We start from the raw sequence: 22,274 nt of genomic DNA, 5'->3' as shown, positions 1-22,274 counted from the left end.
TGAGCCAAAGCGCTCAGGCGGCGAGCTCGCGATAGAGTGGGAATATAGGCATTTTCGCAGCGATAGGCAGCTCTGTTACGCCGCAGCGTCGCGCGAAAGCTCAATCCCGGGAATAACCGATCAAAGGCCTGCGCGGCCGGAACAGGATCATCAAGAGGATGCCGAGAATGCCGAGCACGGCGAAAACCGGCTGATCCAGCACGAGGCGGATCACGGAGGTCCAGAGCCACGGCGCCTTGGCCTCGACCCAGGTCCGGAACGCCGACTGGCTGGCCTGATGGATGTCGTTCCAGAATTGGCCGAACCGGGTGAACCGCAGGGTCTGGTCGGCCACCCAGCGGGCGCCGTCATAGACCATGAAAATGAAACCGCCGGCGAGCAGCAACAGTCCAATCAGTCGGAAAAAGCCGCGGATCATGCCTCACCTTCATATGGTCGTCCGATCGAACGACCTTCGAGACGCTGCCAGCCAATAGCCGCAAGACGGCAGAAATTCAACCTCATCAGTGCGTTAAGGCCATAGCTGGAGCGCCAAAGGGCCGGTTTTCCGGGCCTGGAAAGCGTTGACGGTGCCGCAGACCCCCTCTATAAGGGCGCCAACTGGCGGCGGGCGCAATCCTGCCGCCGCTGTTCTTTGAGCAATTGCAGGCTCCTCGAGCCTCAGAGATCGCCGCAAGGTTGTCGCTCATGTTCCGGGAACGGCCTTGAACCGAACACCCTAAATCCGAGCGTCGATTTCGCGGTCAAGCAGCCGGCGCCACCCGATCAAGACGCGACCGGTACCCGCAGAGGACATTTGAGACCATGGCCAATACCACTTCCGCCAAGAAGGCGACGCGCAAGATTGCCCGCCGCACCGCCGTCAACAAGTCGCGCCGCACCCAGATGCGCGGCGCCGTGCGCACTGTCGAGGAAGCCATCAAGACCGGCGATCGCGCCGCCGCCGTGACGGCGCTGGCGAATGCTGAGCCCGCTCTGATGCGCGCCGCGCAGCGCAACATCATTCACAAGAACAATGCCAGCCGCAAAGTCTCGCGGCTCACCGCGCAGATCGCCAGGCTCGCTAAGTAAACGACAACCGAGCTGACGAATCCGTCGATCGATCCGATCGATGATCGCAACCATCAATCAGCCCGGCATCTCGCCGGGCTTTTTTTGTTGCCCGTCATATTGACGCATGCGTTCGGCGACTGGCTCCTGGCTGAAAGATCTGTCTCGTTGCCCGCGAGCTGCACTCCGTAATTTTACCGCCGATGATCTGGAAACGACGAGTGCGCTGCGCAAAAAACCTTGCGGGGCCGGCTCAACTTGAAATCGTGCGTGCGCGAGCTTTGCATACCGTAGTTTACCGGAACGCGCATCGCGGTGGAGTTACCCTCCGAAACGAGACTCAAAAAACGATGCTTCGATAATCACTTATCCACATAGTGACGACAAGCATTTGGAAAATGAGCCGGCGCGGCACTCGCGTGAAGGTTTTGTAAAATATTTTTGGTCGGCGTTCGAGAAATGTCACACATCGCGTTTCGTCTTCGATTCTGTGCGCTGATTCAAAACGTTGCTCTCAAGCCTGTGAACAACTCGCGCGCGGCGTTAACGCAGATCAAGTTTTTTGACGCCTCAAGTCTGAATCAATTTCGTTGCGAGTCTTTCCGCATAGTGTATTCCTTAAGTCGTCGCGGCGCCCACGATCTTGAGACCAGCGCGGTTTTGGAAAACGGGGCGAGCGTGCAAATCGGCGGCGGTGTGCACGTTGGCGGCGCTTAATCAAGCGATGGTCGGTTCGAAACCCATAGCAATATGGGAACGGTATGTTTTGTCTGAACGTTTCCAAGCGGGATCTTAAGTGGTCTCGTTCGCGCCAAGCGCAAATGAGAGACGGTTGAAGCTACCCGACACGCAAGATGGCGAAGCCAGGCGAACGACTAGTACAGAGGGCAGGACAGTCGCGGCTTTTGGCGCGGTTGTCTTCAAGACACGCAGGACCTTGCCGTGAGCAATCACGGCAGGACGGGGAGGTATCATGTCTTACGGACTCAACGCGGTATTGAAACAGGTTTCCCATTGCAGCGATGCCGTCCTAGATCCGTCCGATCTCCAGCCTCCCGCGTGTAACGGAGCGCCGAGTACGCGCTGACCTCGCGACCCATCCATCTCTGACATCATCGATCGGACGCGGCGTTCTCGCCGAACGGTTGAGCCATGCCTGAAGATGGAATCGCTTGAGGTCCTCGCCATTCTAGGGTCTTGGCAGGAACCCTGCATGGCGCCATCACCACGCAACCTTATCTCTCAAGAAAAGTTTTCAAACGATGACAACACCGGAACAGGATCGCTGGTCACGCGTGAAGGGTCGGCTGCGCTCGAGCGTTGGCGAAGACGTCTATACGAGCTGGTTTGCGCGCATGGATTTGGAAGGTGTGCAGGAAGAGAGCGTGCGGCTCTCGGTTCCGACCCGCTTCCTGAAGAGCTGGATCCAGGCCCATTACGCCGAGCGCGTGTTGTCGTGCTGGCAGGCCGAAATGCCGGAAGTGCATCGCATCGACCTCACCGTGCGCACCGCGGTGCGACCCATCGCGCCGCCGAAGGAAGCGCCCGCGCCGGTCGAGATGCGCCGCGCGCCGGCATCCGAGCTGCGCTCGACCGCGACCGCGCCGGTCTCCGCCAATCATGATGCGCTCGGCGGCTCGCCGCTTGATCCGCGCCTGACCTTCGCAAGCTTCGTCGTCGGCCGCTCCAACACGCTGGCGCATGCGGCCGCGCGCCAGGTCGCGGAAGGTCGCAGAGGCGATCCGGTGATGTTCAACCCGCTCTACATCCATGCCGGCGTTGGGCTGGGCAAGACGCATCTGCTCCAGGCGGTGACCTGGGCCGGCAATTCCGGCAACGAGCGCAAGGTGCTGTATCTGACCGCGGAAAAATTCATGTACGGCTTCGTCGCCGCGCTGAAGACGCAGACGGCGCTCGCCTTCAAGGAGGCGCTGCGCGGCATCGACGTGCTGGTGATCGACGATCTCCAGTTCCTGCAGGGCAAGTCGACCCAGGCCGAATTCTGTCACACGCTGAACGCGCTGATCGATGCCGGCCGCCAGGTCGTGATCGCGGCCGACCGTCCGCCGTCCGATCTCGAAAGCCTCGATGACCGCGTGCGCTCGCGGCTGGCCGGCGGCCTCGTGGTCGAGATGGGCTCGCTCGGCGAGGAGCTGCGGCACGGCATTCTCAAGTCGCGCGTCGCGGCAGCCCGCGCCCATCACGCGACGTTCGAGGTGCCCGAGGAGGTGCTGACCTATCTGGCCCGCGCCATCACCCACAACGGCAGGGATCTCGAAGGCGCGATCAACCGTCTGCTTGCGCACTCGAAACTGAATAACCGGCCGGTGACGCTGGAGATGGCGGAGCACGAGGTGCGCGATCTGATCCGGCCGCAGGAGCCGAAGCGGATCAAGATCGAGGACATCCAGCGCGTGGTGGCGCGGCAATATAATGTCAGCCGCTCCGACCTGTTGTCCTCGCGCCGGACCGCCAACGTGGTCCGCCCGCGCCAGGTGGCGATGTACCTCGCCAAGACGCTGACCCTGCGCTCGCTGCCGGAAATCGGCCGCCGCTTCGGCGGACGCGACCACACCACGGTGCTGCACGCCGTGCGCAAGATCGAGGCCCTGGTCAGCAAGGACACGGCGCTGTCGGAAGAGGTCGAATCGCTCAAGCGCCAGCTTCAGGAATAAACGCCTATTTCTTTCTGCGCAGGTGTGACTCCATCCCAACTGCATCGGAGATCGTCATGCCCGGGCTTGTCCCGGGCATCCACGTTCTTCGGACGGCAAACCAAGACGTGGATGGCCGGGACAAGCCCGGCCATGACGGGTGGGGAGACGTCCGTGCCCGGCGAGGCGTTAAGCGCGTCGCGGAAACATAGGTAAATCGTGGGGAACCGGCCCCGCAATCCCTTGAATCGGATGGCTTTCCGCGCCAACTTGGGCGACCTGGTGGCTTTTGGTCATATCGGCTGGATGATCCGGCTTTCCGGGGTCTTCGGTGCCGTGGCGCGCGTCCCGCCGCCCGGCTTTTCCATCGTTGTGTTTCCTTGGGGATCGGGCGAGTAGTGCAATGAAGGTTACGGTCGAACGCGCGCAACTCCTGAAATCGCTGGGCCATGTCCACCGCGTGGTCGAGCGCCGCAACACGATTCCGATCCTCGGCAACGTCCTGGTCCGCGCCGAGAACGCAAAACTGTCGCTGAAGGCGACCGACCTCGATCTCGAGGTGACGGAAACGCTCGCCGCCGAGACTGCGACCGCCGGCTCCACCACCGTGCCGGCGCACATGTTCTACGACATCGTGCGCAAGCTGCCGGACGGCTCGCAGATCGTGCTGGAGGCCGACGGCGACCGCGCCGTGCTGGCGATCCGCGCCGGCCGCTCGCGCTTCACGCTGCAGACCCTGCCGGAGAATGATTTTCCGGATCTGGCCGCCGGCGACATGTCGCATTCCTTCTCGCTCGCCGCCAAGGACGTCAAGCGGCTGATCGACCGCACCCAGTTCGCGATCTCGACCGAGGAGACGCGCTACTATCTCAACGGCATCTATCTGCACGCCGCCGGCACCGCGAAGGCCGCGACCTTGCGCGGTGTCGCCACCGACGGCCACCGCCTCGCCCAGCTCGACCTGGTCCAGCCCAAGGGCGCCGACGGCATGCCGGGTGTGATCGTGCCGCGCAAGACCGTCGGCGAGGTGCAGCGGCTGATCGAGGACAACGAGGCCGAGGTCACGATCGAGCTGTCGCAGGCAAAAATCCGCTTCACCATCGGCAATGTGGTGCTGACCTCGAAGCTGATCGACGGCACCTTCCCCGATTATGGCCGCGTCATTCCGCAGAACAACGACAAGGAACTGGTGGTCGACAAGAAGGACTTCGAGAACGCGGTCGACCGCGTCTCGACCATCTCCAGCGAGCGCGGCCGCGCCGTGAAGCTCTCGCTGTCGCCGGGCAAGCTGGTGCTGTCGGTGACCAATCCGGATTCCGGCAGCGCGACCGAGGAGATCGAGGTCGAATACGCCTCCGACGCGCTCGATATCGGCTTCAACTCGCGCTATCTGCTCGACATCGCTTCCCAGATCGAAGGCGAGGTCGCAACGCTGAGGCTCGCCGACCCCGGCTCGCCGACCCTGGTGCAAGACCGCGACGACAAGAGCGCCCTGTACGTGCTGATGCCGATGCGGGTGTGAGGGCTATGGCCCGCCTCCACGAGGCATCATTTGGTGAACCAGGCGCGCTGCGAATGACTGCGCCCTCTCCCTTGTGGGAGAGGGCAGCTCCGCCATCAGCCATGACCTCATTTGGGTGAGGGGTTAGTGACGCAAGAGCCGTCCCATCGGCCAGTCCCCAAACATCTGCGCGAGTTTGCGAGGAATATGCGGCGCGAGCCGACCGATGCGGAGGCTGCAATGTGGCGACTGCTCAGGGAGCGACGGTTATCTGCCTACAAGTTTCGCCGGCAAGTCCCATTCAAGAACTACATTCTCGATTTCGTCTGCTTCGAGAAGCGCTTGGTGATCGAGATCGACGGAAGTCAGCACGCGGAATCGCAACGCGACGCGGCCCGTGCAACAGCATTGGCATCTGAAGGATTTCAGACAGCGCGGTACTGGAACAACCACGTGTTGCAGCAACCGATGGCCGTGCAAGAGGACATCCTTGCAAAGCTCGTCTCGCGGTAACATACCCCTCACCCGTCGCCTCACTTCGTGAGGCGCCACCCTCTCCCACAAGGGGAGAGGGTAAGCAGAGCGTGCCGCAGTTCCAACATGACCCCCTCCCGCATACATCGCCTGACGCTGACGCATTTTCGCAATTATCGGGCGGCGGGGCTCGAGACGGCGGCTGACATGGTGGCGCTGGTCGGGCCCAATGGCGCGGGCAAGACCAATTGCATCGAGGCGATCTCGTTCCTGTCGCCGGGCCGCGGCTTGCGCCGCGCGACGCTGGACGACGTCGCCGACAACCAGGGCGACGGCTCCTGGGCGGTGTCGGCGCAGGTCGAGGGCGCGCTCGGCCTTGCCACGCTTGGCACCGGCATCGACGCGCCGCTGCCCGACAGCGCGGTCAGCCGGCGCTGCCGCATCGACCGCGAGCCCGTCAATTCGGCCAGCGCCTTCGGCGACCACATCCGCATGGTCTGGCTGACGCCGGCGATGGACGGGCTGTTCATGGGTGCGGCGTCCGAGCGGCGGCGCTTCTTCGACCGCCTGGTGCTCGCCATCGACAGCGACCATTCCAGCCGCATCTCCGCGCTCGAACGTTCCTTGCGCTCGCGCAACCGCCTGCTCGAGACGCGCAACTATGACGACCATTGGTGTGACGCGATCGAGCGCGAAACCGCCGAGCTTGCGGTCGCAGTGGCGGCCACGCGCGGCCAGACCGCCGCACGGCTGACCGGCATGCTGAACATGCGCGCGCAGGCCTCCGCCTTCCCGTCGGCTCAAATCGCGCTCGACGGCTGGATGGAGAACGCGCTGCTCACGGAGACCGCGACCGCGGTCGAGGACCGCTACCGCCAAATCCTGCGCGACAACCGCCCGCGCGACGCCATTGCCGGCCGCACCACCGACGGCCCGCATCTCACCGACCTGCAGGTGATCTATGCGCCGAAAAGCATGCCGGCGCGCGATGCCTCGACCGGCGAGCAGAAGGCGCTGCTGATCGGCCTCGTGCTGGCGCATGCGAGCCTGGTGGCCGAGATGACCAACATCGTGCCGCTGCTTTTGCTCGACGAAGTCGTCGCCCATCTCGATCCGAGCCGGCGTACCGCGCTGTTCGAGGAGCTGCGCAAGCTCGGCGCGCAGGTGTGGCTGACCGGCGCGGACCCCGCTGCCTTCGCCGAGATCAGCGCCGGCGGCGAGGTTTTCGACGTCGAGAACGGACGGGTGTCGGCCCGGCGCTAGCTGCCCCTGTTGAACCTCTCCGGTTCCTGCCGCGACTAGTTGTCTGAGGCCGCGCCGACGGTATCGCAGCCTGCAGCCGCGCGTGGAATGAAGACCGGCGCGAAAATCCAGGAGTTTTGGCGATGTCGATGATCATGCGCGGGACCCGGGTCCCGGCACGCTGGCGGCTGCTTGCCTGCAGCCTTCTGTTCATGGCGAGCGCTTCGCTTCCCGCGCGCGCCGACGATGGCATCGTCGACGTTCACGCCCTGCCGCAGCTCGCGGGCGCGGTCGAGGACACATCGCACCCGGATCGCTACCGCGTGGAATATCGCGTGCCGACGCCACAGGTGGTGACATTGCCCGCGGTGCGGAAGCTCCTGAGCGCCGACGGCTGGGTGCCCTATGTGATGCCGCTGGAGGAAAAAAGCACCACGCTGAAATTCAAGAAGGGGCGGCAGGGACTTTCGGTTCATTTCACCCAAGCACTCGGCCGGCCCGACCAGTCCGTGGTCTATTACACGACCGACCGGATCTATTCGAACGTGCCGTTCCCCGAAGGCGCAAGCGACATCGTGTTCGATGGCACCCGGCCCTATCTCGGCTGCGTCGCGCCGACCGCGCTCGATGCGACATCGGATTTCTACACGAGCCAGATGGCGGCGATCGGCTGGCGGAAGCTGACGCCCGAGACGGCCGCACCCTGGACGACGACCGGTCTGGACGAGACCGTTCCGAATGGCCAGCGCGCGTTCTTCGACCATCCCGACGGCGACGTCACCGGCTTCTACAAGCAGAAGCCGGTCATGCTGACGCTGACGCGCCGCGACGACGGCAGGACCAATGTCGACATCAGGATCGCGCCCTTCGCTCTCCCCGCCGATCTCAAGGCAGACAGCGACCTCGCCGGCCTGCCGCGGCCGAGTCCAACCAAGACGGCCATGGGTAAGGGCAGCGCCAGCTCCGACAAGCGCGAGATGTCGGCCGCCGTGATGGCCGAGCTGCCCGCGGTGCTCGCCTTCTATCGTCGCGAGCTCGCTGCGCGCGGATGGCAGGAGAATGGCAACGCGACGGTTGCCACGGACGACGAAATGGCGATCAAGGTCTCCTCGGCCGAGGAAAGCGGCGTGCTGCGGCTCAGCCGCAAATATGATTTCACCATTGTCAGCCTGGCCACGCAGTTGACGGAAGCGGCGCTGGCGGTGCGGATCAAGGCGAAAAAGGAAGCCGACGAGAGATTCTTCAAGGATGCGGAAACGGCCGCCAAGCAGGCCATCGCCGCCGACGAAGTCCGCCGCAAGGCGCAGGCCGCAACACTGTCCGACGCGCCGCTGAACGCGCTCGCTGACAGCAAAACGCCCGTGCCGCTCCCCGAAACGGCCGAGGGGGTGAAGTTTGCCGGCGACGACGGCCAGCTCGAATTCTCGTCCGGCTCAAGCGTGAAAGCGCTCACCGCCTTCTATCGCGCCTCGATGAAGACCTCAGGCTGGAAGGAGCAACCATCGGTCATCAACCAGCCCAACATGGCTGTGATGGAGTTCTCGAAAGGCGGCAAGGCGATCTCGATGACCGTGATGCAGATGGGCCCGAAGGTGAATGTCCGCGCCGACGGCTCCGGCCTCATGATGGCCGCGGCCAAGCCTGCGGCCAGCGTTGAGGCGCAGGCCAAATCCGCGGAGCCGCTCACGCCCGATTCCGAATCCCAACTGCCGGTACCGACGCAGCGTTCATCGACCTCGCTCGCGACCACAAAGCTGCCGGGCAGCGAGGCCCCGTTCCGCCGCGAGCTCGAAGCCAGCATCCCTGCCCCGCTTGGCGACGTCCTGGCCTTCTACCGAACCGAACTTGGGAAGCTCGGCTGGCAGGAAAAGGCCGACAATTCATCCGTGTCCACAGAACGTGCGCAAATCGACTTCGCCTCGCCGCAAGGGCCTGCCGTGCTCAAACTCGGCCGCGCCAGGGGCGAGACCACGGTCAATCTGGCGCAGAAGAATCCGGACGCTGCGACCAAGGCCGACATCATGCCGAAGCCCGGACAGGCCAGGCTGATGCTCGGCAATGTGGGGCCAAAGGAAGCTGCGCTGACGATCAACAAGCAGACTATCAAGATCGCAGCCGGTGCTGGCGGCCCGCAATCGCCAAAAGGCCCGATGCTCGATCTGCCGCCCGGCAAGTACCAATATGCGCTGCGCGTGGCGGGGCGTCCCGCCCGCAACGAGACCCTCACCGTGGCCGCCGGCGATGCCTGGGGCCTCATGGTGGGGCCGAGCGGCGATGTCCTGCCGCTCCAGATGTACTGAGCGCGGGTCGTTCCGGGGCGCGCAAGGCGCCTCGGAACCACGCTTCCCATATCCGCAAAATCCACGCCTTCCGGGACTGAAAACCAGGGACCGAATCGGGCTTTTCGCAGTGCTCCAAATCAGCTTTCAAACGCCTTGAAAACCGGGCGAAAATCCCTATCTGCTCAAAGGGTTGCGGGAGGATACTTTGCGCTAGGCGCAATCCTCCTTTCATGGCACAAATAGCTGCAATCAGCGCCTTTTTGCGCCGCTGATTCGACGACATCCTCGAAGGCCTCTCAATGACAGAACCTGCCCGGCAGACCACCGCCGAAACCGAGTCCACTCCCGCGAACGAATACGGTGCGGAATCGATCCGGGTGCTCAAGGGTCTCGATGCGGTCCGCAAGCGTCCGGGCATGTATATCGGCGACACCGACGACGGTAGCGGCCTGCACCACATGGTCTACGAGGTCGTCGACAACGCCATCGACGAGGCGCTCGCCGGCCACGCCACGCGCGTTGACGTGATCCTTAATGCCGACGGTTCCGTTACCGTGCGCGACGACGGCCGCGGCATTCCCGTCGACATCCACAAGGGCGAAGGCATCTCGGCGGCCGAGGTCATCATGACCCAGCTCCACGCCGGCGGAAAGTTCGACCAGAACTCCTACAAGGTCTCCGGCGGCCTGCACGGCGTCGGCGTCTCCGTGGTCAACGCGCTGTCCAGCAAGCTGGGCTTGCGGATCTGGCGCGACAACAAGGAGCACTACGTCGAATTCGCCCATGGCGATGCCGTCGCACCGCTCAAGGTGGTCGGCGACGCGCCGGGCAGGCGCGGCACCGAGGTGACCTTCCTCGCCTCGCCCGACACCTTCAAGAACATCGAATATGATTTCGCGACGCTCGAGCACCGGCTGCGCGAACTCGCCTTCCTCAACTCCGGCGTCAACATCGCCCTCTCCGACATGCGTCACGCGGTCGAGAAGCGCGAGGAGATGTACTATTCCGGCGGCGTCGAGGAATTCGTCAAATATCTCGACCGCAACAAGAAGGCGATCGTGCCGGCGCCGATCATGGTGCGCGCGGACGCCAACGGCATCGGCGTCGAGGCCGCGCTGTGGTGGAACGACAGCTACCATGAGAACGTGCTGTGCTTCACCAACAACATCCCGCAGCGTGACGGCGGTACTCATCTCGCCGGTTTCCGCGGCGCGCTGACGCGTCAGGTCAACGGCTATGCCGAGAACAATGCGAAGAAGGAAAAGATCGCGCTGACCGGCGACGACTGCCGCGAAGGCCTCACCGCGGTGCTGTCGGTGAAGGTGCCCGATCCAAAGTTCTCGTCGCAGACCAAGGACAAGCTGGTGTCCTCGGAAGTGCGTCCCGTGGTCGAAAACGTCCTCAACGAGGCGCTGCAGGCCTGGTTCGAGGAGCACCCCAGCGAAGCCAAGATGATCGTCGGCAAGGTGATCCAGGCAGCTGCCGCCCGCGAAGCCGCGCGAAAGGCGCGCGAGCTGACGCGCAAGAGCCCGCTCTCGGTCTCCTCGCTGCCCGGCAAGCTCGCCGACTGCCAGGAGAAGGACCCGGCGAAGTCCGAGTTGTTCATCGTCGAGGGCGATTCGGCAGGCGGCAGCGCCAAGCAGGGCCGCAACCGCGAATTCCAGGCGGTGCTGCCGCTGCGCGGCAAGATCCTCAACGTGGAACGCGTGCGTCCTGACAAGATGCTGGGCAGTGAGCAGATCGGCACCTTGATCACCGCGCTCGGCACCGGCATCAGCGACGAGTTTTCGATCGAGAAGCTGCGCTACCACAAGATCATCGTGATGACGGACGCTGACGTCGACGGCGCCCACATCCGCACGCTGCTGCTCACCTTCTTCTACCGGCAGATGCCCGCCATTATCGACGGCGGCTATCTCTATATCGCCCAGCCACCGCTCTATAAGGTCAACCGCGGCAAGTCCGAACAGTACCTGAAGGACGAGCGGGCGCTGGAGGATTATCTGATCGATACCGGGCTCGACGACTGCGTTTACATTCCCGGCACCGGCGGCGATCGCACCGGCCGCGATCTGCGCTCGCTGGTCGACGATGCCCGCACCGTCCGCGGCGTCCTGCGCAGCCTGCACAGCCGCTACAATCGCAAGGTAATCGAGCAGGCCGCCATCACCGGCGTGCTCAACAAGACGATCTACGGCGATCCGGAGAAGGCCGCCGCAGCCGCCCAATACATTGCCGCCCGCCTGGACACTCTGGCCGAGGAGGTCGAGCGCGGCTGGATCGGTCAATACGTGGAAGGCCAGGGTTTCAAGTTCGAGCGCACGGTGCGCGGTGTCAAGGAAGCCGCCGTCATCGACGACGCCTTTCTGGGATCGGTCGAAGCCCGCAAGCTCGACGAACACACGGAGAAGCTCCAGGAGGTTTACGCCCGCCCCGGCAAGCTGCGCCGCAAGGATGTCGAGCACATGGTCTACGGCCCGGTCGACCTGTTCGAAGCGGTCACCGACGCCGGCCGCAAGGGCGTCACGCTGCAACGCTACAAAGGTCTCGGCGAGATGAACCCCGAGCAGCTCTGGGAGACGACGCTCAACACCGACGCGCGCTCGCTGCTCCAGGTCAAGGTCAAGGAGGTCGACGAGGCCGACGACATCTTCACCAAGCTGATGGGCGACGTCGTCGAGCCACGCCGCGACTTCATCCAGGAACATTCCCTGAGCGCCACGATCGATATCTAGGCGGAATGGCTTCGTTACTCTCTGCCAGCCAAGCACTCGCTGCACCTCTCCCGCTTGCGGGAGAGGTCGACGCGCCCCGGGCGATGCGAAGCATCGTCCCGAGCGCGGCGGGTGAGGGCTCTGTCCACTCAGGGACGATCTCGATCGTGGAGACACCCTCTCCCCAGCCCTCCCCCGCAAGCGGGGGAGGGAGCGCACCTTCTTCGTGGCTGCGAAGCGACCCAATCCGCGACAAGTGCAGAATTGCTACCTCGCTCAATTCTCGGTAGTTTCCGCCTCCAAACCGGCTCCGCCTCACCCACACGACAACGAGAGACCCAAGTGGCGCCCATCCAATATATCGTCGAGGGCGGTCACCGGCTCTCGGGTTCAATCGAGCCGTCCGGCAACAAGAATTCGGCGCTGCCGATCATCGCGGCCGCGCTGCTCACCGAGCATCCGGTGACGCTGGAGAACGTGCCGCGGATCCGCGACACCGAAACGCTGGTCGAGCTGATCCGCTCGGTCGGCGCGTCGGCCGAATGGACCGCCCGCAATACGCTTGTTATTCACGCCAAGAGCATCCGCGCCGCCGATCTCGATCCCGAGCTCTGCGTCCGCATCCGCGCCTCGATCCTGCTCGCAGGTCCCCTGCTCGCCCGCTGCGGCGAGGTGATGCTGCCGCCGCCCGGCGGCGACGTCATCGGCCGGCGCCGGCTGGACACGCACATGCTGGCGCTGGAGCAGCTCGGGGCCAAGGTGACCGCGACCGACCGGCTTGAATTTCGCGCTTCGAAGCTCACCGGTGCCGACGTGTTCCTGGACGAGCCCAGCGTCACCGCGACCGAGAACGCGCTGGTCGCGGCCGTGGCCGCCGACGGCATCACGTATTTGCGCAACGCCGCCTCCGAGCCGCATGTGCAGGACCTCGCCAACTTCCTGGTCGCGCTCGGCGCGAAGATCGAAGGCATCGGCACCAACACCATGATCGTGCACGGGCCGGCAACGCTGCGTTCAGCGACCTACAGGATCCAGCCCGACCATATCGAGGTCGGCTCGCTGATCGGACTTGGCGCCGTGACCCGCTCGCCCTTGCGCATCGTGCGCGCCGGCGTCGAGCATCTGCGCTCGATCCGCATGGGGTTCGAACGGCTCGGCATCGTCTGCCGCGTCGAGGGTGACGACCTGATCGTGCCCTCCAACCAGACGCTGAAGATCCAGGACGATTTCGGCGGCCACGTGCCGAAGCTGGAGGACCAGCCCTGGCCGGCCTTCCCCGCCGACCTGATGTCGATCGCAATCGTCACCGCCACGCAATGCGAAGGCGTGATCCTGATGTTCGAAAAGATGTTCGAGTCGCGGATGTTCTTCGTCGACAAGCTGATCGCGATGGGCGCGCGCATCGTGCTGTGCGACCCGCACCGCGCCATCATTGCCGGACCAAGCCGCCTGCGCGGCGCACCGATGACCTCACCGGACATCCGCGCCGGCATGGCGATGCTGCTTGCGGCGGTCTGCGCCGAGGGCACATCGACGATCAACAACGCCGACCAGATCGAGCGCGGCTACGAGCGCATCGAGGAACGGCTGAACGCGCTCGGCGCCAGGATCAAGCGCGTGCCCGAGCGCAAGGGCTGAGGCCTCCTTCCCTTCTCCCCTTGTGGGAGAAGGTGGCATAGGCAGCCTTCGGCTGCCGTTCTTAAGAACGCCGAAGCGAAGCTTCGGCTATGGCGCCGGATGAGGGGTTGCCTCCGCGAATCCATTGCAAGAGATTTACGCGCGGAGAGAGACCCCTCACCCGTCTCGCCGCTAAGCTGCGAGCCACCCTCTCCCACAAGGGGAGAGGGAAAAAGCCGGGCCATGCTTTCGACGTGTGGCTGTGTTATTGACCGGCCATGCTCGACACCGTCAAGCCTCGTTCGCAGCCGCAAGGCGTGCAGGCCAACCGTCTCGCCGATGAATTCGCCGAGACGCTGCGGCTGGCCGTGCCGATGATGCTGACGCAGCTCGGACAGATCGCGATGATGACGACCGATCTCGCGCTGATCGGCCGGCTCGGCGAGGACGCGGTGGCGGCCGCCGCGCTGGCGCATACGGTTTATTTCGTCAGCTTCACGTTCGGGCTCGGGCTCGTGGTGGCTGTGTCGCCGCTGGCGGCGCAGGCGTTTGGGGCCGGCGACGTCAAGCGGCTTCGACACGCCTTGCGGGCCGGCTTGTGGGTCGCGCTGCTGATCTCGCTGCCGATGATGGCCTCGCCGCTTTATGGCGAGCAGATCCTGCTGGCGCTCGGACAGGCGCCACATTCCGCAAGCCTTGCCCAACACTATCTGAACGGGCTGGCCTGGGGCATCGCGCCGGCGCTGGGCTTCGTCGCACTGCGCAGCATGATGAGCGCGGTGAACCGGCCGCTGGCGCCGCTGTGGATCACGCTCGCGGCGATCCCCGCCAATGCCGCGCTGGTTTATGTCCTGATCCACGGACTGTTCGGCCTTCCGGAGCTCGGCCTGCTCGGCGCCGGCGTTGCAACCACGCTGGTCAATGCCGGCACCTTCGCTGCCGCGATCACCATTGTCGGCTTGCGAAAGCCGTTCGCCGATTATCGTCCGCTTGCCCATCTCTGGCGGATCGACTGGCCGTTGATGCGCGAGCTCGTCATGATCGGCGCCCCGATCTCGCTGTCCCTGCTGATGGAGTATGGCCTGTTCTCGTCGGCTGCGCTGCTGATGGGGCTGATCTCGACTACCGCGCTGGCAGCGCACCAGATCGCGCTCCAGGTCACGGCCGTACTATTCATGGTTCCGCTCGGCATCGGCATGGCCGCGACCGTGCGGGTCGGCCACGCCTTCGGCAGCGGCGACCCGCTCGCGGTGAAGCGCGCGGGTCTCGTCGCCGCCGTGCTCGGGATCGCGCTGGTGTCCGCTCTCACGATCGCAATCGTGCTCGGCCGCTACGCGCTGGGCCGGCTGTTCTTCGGCAGCGGCGAATCCAGCGCGGCTACCGTCGAGCTGACGGCAATGCTGCTCCTGGTCGGCGCGACCTTCTTCATCGCCGACGGGCTCCAGACCATCATGGGCGGCGCGCTGCGCGGCATCAATGACACGCGGATGACGCTGGTGTTTGCCGCCATCGGCTATTGGTGCATCGCGTTCCCGATTGCCTGGGTGCTGGCCTTTCACGCCGGACTTGGTGCCGTCGGCGTCTGGATCGGGCTGTCGATCGGGACGTTTATCTATGCCGGGCTGCTGATCTTGCGGTTTCGGATGTTGGCGCGCAAACTGGGCGGATGAGCTCCGTCCACGAAGTTACCCCAAATGTCGACGCGAATGCTGTGCTCGCTGGCGCGCAGTTCATCGACGCCTTTCGCGTCGAGATCGGCACCGCCAGCCTCGATGCGCGGCAGGCCTGCACCCGCATGGTGCTGCACGGACCGCGCTGGGTCGATGTGCTGGTGCGCCTGCGCAATCTTATGGTGACGCCGTTCGGGCTGAAGACCTCGGGCGAAGCTACCTCACGCTGATCATGCCCTTCCACAAGCTCGTGGTGCGCGGCATGATGGGACGCATCGTGGAGCCGGCCCGATAATCAATCGGCAACCCGCGCGGGCTTGTCGGCGGCGGCCTCCGACCATTCGCCGACGACCCGATCGAGATCGCAGAGATTCTGGTGCATCTGCTCCAGCGAGAATCCGATCGCAAAAAAGCGTTCGGCGGTATCGCTGGGCTGGCCGCGGATCAGGCCGTCCTGGCGCACGGCGGCGACTGCTTCGGCGTAATGCTGGAGCGCGACATGCACGGGATGGATCGGCGGCGCGCCGGCTCCGGCCCGAAGCGCTTCCGCTCCCGACCGCAGGAAGCGCGTAATCGCCGCGCTGACCTCTGCCAGCGGCGCGGCGAGCCTGATCTGCACGTCGGCCGGCAGCGGCACCACGGTGGCGCGGCCGATCATCACGACATCATGGCGCAGCCGCAAAATCGTTCGCAGCAGCGGGCCGGTGTCGGGGCCGCTCGACAGACGCGCTGCGCGCTCGCGTTCGGCCTCGGCGCCGATAGCGTTGAGGCCGACCATCGCTGTGCCGATGCCGTCCTGGATCCCGTGCAGCGCGTCGTTGTCGCGCCCGCGCGTGAGCCCTGCGAGCAGTTCGGTGAAGGCCTCCGCGATCAGTTCGAGCAGCTTGGCCGCGCTGGCGCGGATCTGCCGCACCGCGCGCGACGGCAGCACCACGAAGGAGACCAGCAATCCCGTGATGGCGCCGACCCCGACCTCGCTGACGCGATCGATCGCCGAGGTCATGGGATCGGAATGATGCATGGTCGGAACCAGCAGCACGATCACGGCCGTCACGGTGGCAGCGCTGAGGCTCGGATTGATCGCGGCGATGAAGGCGAGCGGAGCGACCGAGAGCACCAGCAGGCCCAGCAACCCGACCTCGCTGGAATAGGGGATCAGGATCGCGATGGCGCCGCCATAGATGGCGCCGCCGATGGTGCCGAGCATGTAATCGCGCGTCGCCTTCAGCGAGCGCCCGACGCTCATCTGGGTCACGATCAGCGAGGTCAGCACCGCCCACAGCGGCAGCAACAGATGCAGCGCAGTGGCAATCGCGTAGGCCGCGGTCGCCGCCACCGTGACGCGGATCGCCAGTCCCAGCTGCGTTCGCCGCGACCGGATCCGGTCGAACAGCTGTCTTGCGAGGGTCATCACCAAATGTCCCGGTCGCCGGTCCCGTCCATGCCGGCAGCATAGCTGATGCCCGCGACCGCAAGGCCGCTTGAAAGGCCAAATCAGCCCGCCTAACTTGCGCGCCAAAACGAGGAAACACGATGGCCCACGAAACCGCAACGCTCGCCGCCTATGTCGCCAGCCTGAAATATCAGGATATTCCGGCAGAAGTGCTGGATCGCGCCAAGGTGCTGACGCTGGATTTCCTCGGCAGCGCGATCCGGGCGAGGCGGGAGGCGGAATCCACCCCGTCGCTGCTGAAAATGCTGGAGGCGCTGGCGCTCGACACCAAGGGCGAGTCCACCGTGTTCGGCGATGCTAAGACCTGGACGCCGGCGGTCGCGGCGCTGCTCAACGGCGCGCTCGGCCACTCCCTCGATTTCGACGATACCCACGCCGATTCCTCGCTGCATCCGAGCGCGCCGGTCGTTCCCGCCACCTTCGCCCTCGGCGAGATGGTCGGCGCTTCCGGCCGCGACGTGCTGACCGCGATCGTCGCTGGTTACGAGGTCTGCTGCCGCCTCGGCAATGCGCTCGACCCGACTTCACACTATGCCCGCGGCTTCCATCCGACCGCGACCGCAGGCACCTACGGCGCGGCGGCGGCAGCGGCCAAGCTGTTCGGCCTCTCCGAGAAGCAGATCATCGCCGCCTTCGGCGTTGCCGGCAGCCAGGCGGCAGGCTCGCTGCAATTTCTGGTGAACGGCGCCTGGAACAAGCGCTACCAGGTCGGCGCCGCCGCGATGAACGGCGTGATCGCCGCGACACTGGCGCGCAACGATTTCGTCGGCGCGACGGAATCGGTCGAAGGCAAGCACGGTCTGCTCGCGGGCTATACCGACGACGCACATCCGGACAAGGCCGTCGCCGGGCTCGGCAAGACCTATGAGACCATGAAGATCGGCGTCAAGCCGTATCCGAGCTGCCGCTACACCCATGCCGCGATCGATGCGCTGATCGCGATGCGGCGTGAGCACAATCTGACCCCCGACCAGGTCAAGCGCGTCGAGATCGGCCTGCATCGCAACGGCATCACGCTGACCGGCGACGCCGCGACCAAACGCCATCCCACCTCGATCGTCGGCGGCCAGTTCTCGATGTTCTTCACCGGCGCGCTCGCGCTCGATCAGGGCAGCTTCGGCTGGGACGATTATGACCGGCTCGGCGATGCCGCGATCGACGCACTCGCCGACAAGTTCGACGTGGTGCAGGACGACCGGCTCGAGATCGGCCGCCCCCATCCGTTCGGCGCGCGCGTCAGCATCACCACCGATGACGGCGTGCACGAGCGCCTCTACGCCGATCCCTCCGGCGAGCCGACCTCCTTCCCGGATGCGCAAGCGATGCAGCAGAAGTTTTTGACCTTGGCACGGCCGGTGCTGAATGCACGGGCGGAGAAGTTCGCGGATGCGATCATGTCGCTCGAGCGGTTCGACCGCGTGGCGAAGGCGACGGAGCTGGGGAGGCAGTAGCGCGGCATCGGCACTGCACCCTCGCCCCCTGTGGGAGAGGGTGGATCGCCGCGAAGCGGCGAGCCGGGTGAGGGGTCTCTCTCCGCGAATGAATCTCTAGCGATTGAATCGGTGGATAGAGACCCCTCATCCGGCGCTTCGCGCCACCTTCTCCCACAAGGGGAGAAGGGAAAGAACGCCGCTAATCCGTCCCCGCCATCTTCCCCTTCTCGCTCGTTGCTGCCACCACATCCCGCACGAGCTGAAACACGCCATCCGCTTCCGGCGGCCAGTTGGGCGAACGGCCCAGGCGGACGATGACCAGGCGCTCCGATGGAATCACGATCGCATATTGCCCGATCGTTCCCTTGGCAAAGAACGCATCGCGCGGCCAGCCGTGCTCGATGCGATAGGTTGCGCCAAAGCCGTCGCCTTGGTTGGTCCAGAAGCCGGCGCCGATGCCGACCCATGCGTGCGGCGTTGCCGAGGCCGAGTAACGCACCCATCCCTCCGGCAGGATGCGCTTGCCGCCGGCCATGCCGTCATTGAGATAGAGCTGGGCGAAGCGTGCCCAGTCGCGCGCGGAGGCCAGCATCTCGCTCGATCCTTCCACGGTGCCGGCACCGTCAAGCTGAAGCGTGACGTGGCGCATGCCGAGCGGCGCGAAAAGTTCGCGGCGCGCGAAGGCAAGTACGTCGGCCGGATTGCCACCGGTCGCGTTGCGGATCAGATGCGAGAGGATGATGGGGTTGCCGTCGTGATAATTCCACGCGGTGCCCGGCGCGGTCTCGAGCGGCATGCTTTCGGCATAGGCGGCCATGTCGCCTTTCATGAACTTCATGCGATTGACCGGCTCGAAGGCGGAGCCGAGCGAGGCCTGCAGCGAACTGCCGAGGGCAAGGCCAGCGGTGTGACGCAGCAGCTGATCGACGGTGATGGCATGGCGCGGATCATCCGGGTCCTTCCAGGCGGCGACCGGCGCGGGCCCATTGAGCTTCAGCTTGCCTTGGCGCACCAGCACGCCGATCAGCGCCGAGGTCACCGATTTCGTCATGGAGAAGCCGAGCAGCGGCGTTTCCAGTCCAATGCCATCCGCATAGCGCTCAGCGATGACGCGGCCAGCTTTCATGACGACGACGGCGCGGGTGCGGCGGAAGGGCGGCTGCGCGGGTTCAGTGAAGGCGCGGTCGAGCCCGGCGGCCAGTTGCGGAGTTTGCGGCGACACGATCGACGGGCCGGCGATCTCCGGCAGCAGCGCCGGCTGCCTGTCATCCGCGGGCAGTGTCACGTCGGCGAGCGCCGCGCCATGATCGAGCGTGCAGCCGAGCCCCTCGCGGTAGACGGCATGGCTGCGGCCGATGCCGAACAATGTCACGGTGACGTCCTTGCGCGCACGGTCGACCCAGTAGTCCATCGCCCAGGTGATCAGGCCGGTGCCGGGCATCGCATCGGCGGTCTCGCTGAAATTGCGCCGGGGGTCGAGGTTTGAGACGAACGTCTCGGCGCAGAGGATGTCGGCGACGAAGCCGGTAGCGACCTTCGGCACGTCGCGGGCGCGCGCCGCGCCGAGCGCGAGGCCGGCACAGGCGATGGCGGTGGTGAGGAGGACGATCTTGCGGCGGCGGATCACGGGCTTTCTCCGGCTTGGGCGAGGTGTGCCGGGGATGAAGCGGGATGCGTGCGAGATCTGCTCGCCGGATTTGGAAAACGACCTCGCCGAAGCTTCGCAAAGGCTTGCCGATTCCAAAATTATCCAATTATTCCAGCGGCTTAGAGATCAGATCGCATTCACCTTGAGCCGCCGATACTCCGTCGGCGTCACGCCTGTGACCGCCTTGAAGGCGCGGTTGAAAGGGCCGAGCGACTGGAAGCCGGCGTCCATGGCGATGGTGATGACGGGCACCGCGGCCTGGGCGGGATCGGCGAGTGCGGCCTTGACCTCCTCGATCCGGTGGTTGTTCAGGAAGACGTTGAAGTTGCGGTAGCCGAGCCGCTGGTTGATCAGCCGGCGCAGCCGGTATTCCGGAATTTTCAGCCGGCCCGCCAGCACGCCGATGGTGATGTTCTCGTGGCGATAGATCCGCTCGTCCGCCATCAAACGCATCAAGGCATCGATCAGCTTTTGGTCGGCAGCATCCTCGGCCGCAGCGGGCGGACTCGGCTCGATCGCCGGAGCGGCCTCCGCGGCGACTGGAAACAGGTCGGCGCCGTCGACCCGCAGCATGGCGTAAGCGATGGCCGCGACGATGCAGGCGAGCACGCCGGCATTGATCGTGTCGGCGAGACCGCCGACATCACGGCCGGCAACAAAGATCTGGAGCAGCGCGTTCAACCCGCCATAGAGCGCAGCGGCGCAGACGGTGAAGACGCGGACATTGCGGCGGCTCTCGACCAGATCGGCCGGCCACGAGGCGATCGTCTGCACGACGGCAAGCGCGATGAAGCCGAGCACGATCAGATCGACCATAGTGACGGAGAAACGGACGTTCCCGCCCGGTGCAATCCAGAGGCACCCGATGAAGCTGAAGGCGGTCACCAGCCCCCAGATCAATCCATGCCACCAGCGCAGGCAGAAATCGTCGTCAAACAGCGCGCGCGTGAACAGCCAGAACACCACGATATTGCCGGTCGACAGCGCGATCGGCGGCGCATGCCAGGCCGGGACCAGAGACGATACGCCAACGGAATAGCTTGCCGCATGCGCGGCCGACCCGAGCGCGAAGGCGGCGCCGAGCCGGGCCGCCAGCACGTTGCGAAAATCCGCGAGCAATGACGCAGCCAACATCAGTAGCAGCGCGACGGCGGCTGAGCGGAACGCGAGTTCAAGGGCGGCGAGGGTCATATCGAATATTGCGCAACGGCCTGCGAAGAGAAGCCGAACATCCTCCGTCGCACTGACATTTTCAAGGACCATCCGAACCGAGCGGAGAGCGGCGCCTCATCAGGCACACCCTCAACTTGTCATCCACAACTGTCGTCGCCCGGCTTGACCGGGCGATCCAGTACTCCGAGAGGCTAATGAGCAAGCCGAGAGGCCGCGGCGTACTGGATGCCCCGCCTTCGCGGCTGACACCGGAGCGAGACGATGACAGCGGAGCGTGTGGAGCTATTGCCACCCGAAAGCGGGCTTTGCCGCGACGGCGATGCCAAATCCTGCTAGGGTCGTGCCCAAGAAGTTCAGAAGGAGTTTTACCATGAGCTGGCAACCCTCCAACGATCCGGTGCTCGGCGATCCCATGTCCTGCGATGCGCTCGACCTCGTCATCGTGCCGCGCACCCGCGATCTCGGCGACGGATTTCAGGTGCGGCGCGCGCTGCCGCATGGCAAGCGGCAGATGGTCGGTCCCTTCATCTTCTTCGACCATTTCGGCCCGGTCCAGTTCATGTCCGGCAAAGGCATGGACGTGCGGCCGCATCCGCATATCGGGCTTGCCACCGTCACCTATCTGTTCGACGGCGCGATCATGCATCGCGACAGCGAGGGCAACGTCCGGGAGATCCAGCCCGGCGCCATGAACCTGATGACGGCAGGCCGCGGCATCGCGCATTCCGAACGCACGCCGGATGCGCAGCGCGCCTCGGGCCAGAAGATGCTGGGACTGCAAAGCTGGATCGCGCTGCCGGCCGGCTCGGAAGAGATCGCGCCGTCGTTCCAGCATTACGGCGCGGGCGATTTGCCGATGATCTCGGAGCGCGACTTCACCGCGCGGGTGATCGCGGGCTCCGCGTTCGGCATCGCCTCGCCGGTCGCGATGGTGTCGCCCTGGTTCTACACCGAGGTCACGGCTGTTGCGGGCGCAAGCGTGCCGCTCGATCCTGATCACGAGGAGCGCGCCATTTACGTCGTCGACGGCGAGGTCGAGATCGCGGGCGAGCGCTATGAGGGGCCACGGCTGCTGATCTTCCGGCCCGGCGACCGCATCACGGTGAAGGCGCTGAAGGCCACGCGGATGATGTTTCTCGGCGGCGATGCGCTGGAAGGGCCGCGCCACATCTGGTGGAATTTCGTCTCCTCCAGCAAAGAGCGGATCGAGCAGGCCAAGCAGGACTGGAAAACCGGCCGCTTTGCGGCGGTTCCGCAGGAACATGAGTTCATTCCGCTGCCGGAATAGGCTAATCCGGTTTCCGGTCGCGCTGTCCGGCGCGGCTGGATTTTCCGCGCGAAAGCCTGCCTGCGAAAGTTTTTC

At 65.0% G+C, this 22,274-nt stretch carries 16 protein-coding genes and 1 pseudogene; 13 read left to right on the top strand and 4 right to left on the bottom strand.

The features are described from left to right. Nucleotides 1-100: 100 nt before the first annotated feature. Entirely contained in the window at nt 101-418 is a 318-nt protein-coding gene (locus tag GWG65_RS12495) for a hypothetical protein (RefSeq protein WP_275195866.1), read from the bottom strand. A gap of 386 nt (nt 419-804) precedes the next feature. Here GWG65_RS12495 and rpsT point away from each other — a divergent pair, with 386 nt between their 5' ends. The 11 genes and pseudogenes from rpsT to GWG65_RS12440 all read left to right on the top strand — a co-directional run bounded on the left by rpsT (nt 805) and on the right by GWG65_RS12440 (nt 15,499). After that, nucleotides 805-1,071: a 30S ribosomal protein S20 gene (rpsT, locus tag GWG65_RS12490; protein ID WP_275195865.1), complete on the top strand. Its 267-nt coding sequence runs from the start codon at nt 805-807 to the stop codon at nt 1,069-1,071. Nucleotides 1,072-1,509: 438 nt separating this feature from the next. After that, nucleotides 1,510-1,767 (top strand): hypothetical protein, encoded by a 258-nt coding sequence (locus GWG65_RS12485; RefSeq protein ID WP_275195864.1) that lies wholly within the window; start codon nt 1,510-1,512, stop codon nt 1,765-1,767. A 545-nt stretch (nt 1,768-2,312) separates the two neighbouring features. Continuing rightward, a complete protein-coding gene (dnaA, locus tag GWG65_RS12480; protein WP_275195863.1) occupies nt 2,313-3,725 on the top strand; it encodes a chromosomal replication initiator protein DnaA in 1,413 nt (470 codons plus the stop codon). Between the two features lie 382 nt (nt 3,726-4,107). After that, nucleotides 4,108-5,226, top strand: coding sequence for a DNA polymerase III subunit beta (gene dnaN, locus GWG65_RS12475; RefSeq protein ID WP_148737087.1), 1,119 nt, complete (start codon nt 4,108-4,110; stop codon nt 5,224-5,226). A gap of 126 nt (nt 5,227-5,352) precedes the next feature. Beyond that, the gene (locus GWG65_RS12470; RefSeq protein WP_275195862.1) at nt 5,353-5,718 is read left to right on the top strand and encodes a DUF559 domain-containing protein; all 366 of its coding nucleotides are present in this window, start codon (nt 5,353-5,355) and stop codon (nt 5,716-5,718) included. Between the two features lie 87 nt (nt 5,719-5,805). Continuing rightward, nucleotides 5,806-6,942: a DNA replication/repair protein RecF gene (recF, locus tag GWG65_RS12465; RefSeq protein WP_275195861.1), complete on the top strand. Its 1,137-nt coding sequence runs from the start codon at nt 5,806-5,808 to the stop codon at nt 6,940-6,942. A 122-nt stretch (nt 6,943-7,064) separates the two neighbouring features. Continuing rightward, nucleotides 7,065-9,221, top strand: coding sequence for a hypothetical protein (locus GWG65_RS12460; RefSeq protein ID WP_275195860.1), 2,157 nt, complete (start codon nt 7,065-7,067; stop codon nt 9,219-9,221). 281 nt (nt 9,222-9,502) lie between these two features. Further along, complete coding sequence (gyrB, locus tag GWG65_RS12455; RefSeq protein ID WP_275195859.1) at nt 9,503-11,938, top strand: DNA topoisomerase (ATP-hydrolyzing) subunit B; 2,436 nt, start codon at nt 9,503-9,505, stop codon at nt 11,936-11,938. A 321-nt stretch (nt 11,939-12,259) separates the two neighbouring features. Next, a complete protein-coding gene (gene murA, locus GWG65_RS12450) occupies nt 12,260-13,555 on the top strand; it encodes a UDP-N-acetylglucosamine 1-carboxyvinyltransferase (RefSeq protein ID WP_275195858.1) in 1,296 nt (431 codons plus the stop codon). 257 nt (nt 13,556-13,812) lie between these two features. Further along, nucleotides 13,813-15,204, top strand: a complete 1,392-nt coding sequence (locus GWG65_RS12445; protein WP_275195857.1) for an MATE family efflux transporter — start codon at nt 13,813-13,815, stop codon at nt 15,202-15,204. Then, nucleotides 15,201-15,499, top strand: a pseudogene (locus GWG65_RS12440) (DUF2867 domain-containing protein). Before GWG65_RS12445 ends, GWG65_RS12440 begins: the two are co-directional and overlap by 4 nt. Here the strand turns inward: GWG65_RS12440 and GWG65_RS12435 are convergent. Beyond that, nucleotides 15,500-16,615, bottom strand: coding sequence for an FUSC family protein (locus GWG65_RS12435; protein ID WP_275195856.1), 1,116 nt, complete (start codon nt 16,613-16,615; stop codon nt 15,500-15,502). 122 nt (nt 16,616-16,737) lie between these two features. Here GWG65_RS12435 and GWG65_RS12430 point away from each other — a divergent pair, with 122 nt between their 5' ends. Beyond that, complete coding sequence (locus tag GWG65_RS12430; RefSeq protein ID WP_275195855.1) at nt 16,738-18,108, top strand: MmgE/PrpD family protein; 1,371 nt, start codon at nt 16,738-16,740, stop codon at nt 18,106-18,108. Nucleotides 18,109-18,289: 181 nt separating this feature from the next. On the opposite strand, the gene GWG65_RS12425 is transcribed toward GWG65_RS12430, so the two are convergent. Beyond that, nucleotides 18,290-19,717, bottom strand: a complete 1,428-nt coding sequence (locus tag GWG65_RS12425; RefSeq protein ID WP_275195854.1) for a serine hydrolase — start codon at nt 19,715-19,717, stop codon at nt 18,290-18,292. A 147-nt stretch (nt 19,718-19,864) separates the two neighbouring features. Further along, a complete protein-coding gene (locus GWG65_RS12420; RefSeq protein ID WP_275195853.1) occupies nt 19,865-20,929 on the bottom strand; it encodes a helix-turn-helix domain-containing protein in 1,065 nt (354 codons plus the stop codon). 352 nt (nt 20,930-21,281) lie between these two features. On the opposite strand from GWG65_RS12420, the gene GWG65_RS12415 reads away from it, so the two are divergent. After that, entirely contained in the window at nt 21,282-22,199 is a 918-nt protein-coding gene (locus tag GWG65_RS12415) for a pirin family protein (protein ID WP_275195852.1), read from the top strand. The last annotated feature ends 75 nt before the right edge of the window (nt 22,200-22,274 follow it).

The sequence above is a fragment of the Bradyrhizobium sp. CSA207 genome (assembly GCF_029051685.1).
GTDB lineage: Bacteria > Pseudomonadota > Alphaproteobacteria > Rhizobiales > Xanthobacteraceae > Bradyrhizobium.
This window is presented reverse-complemented; position numbering and strand designations above follow the sequence as displayed.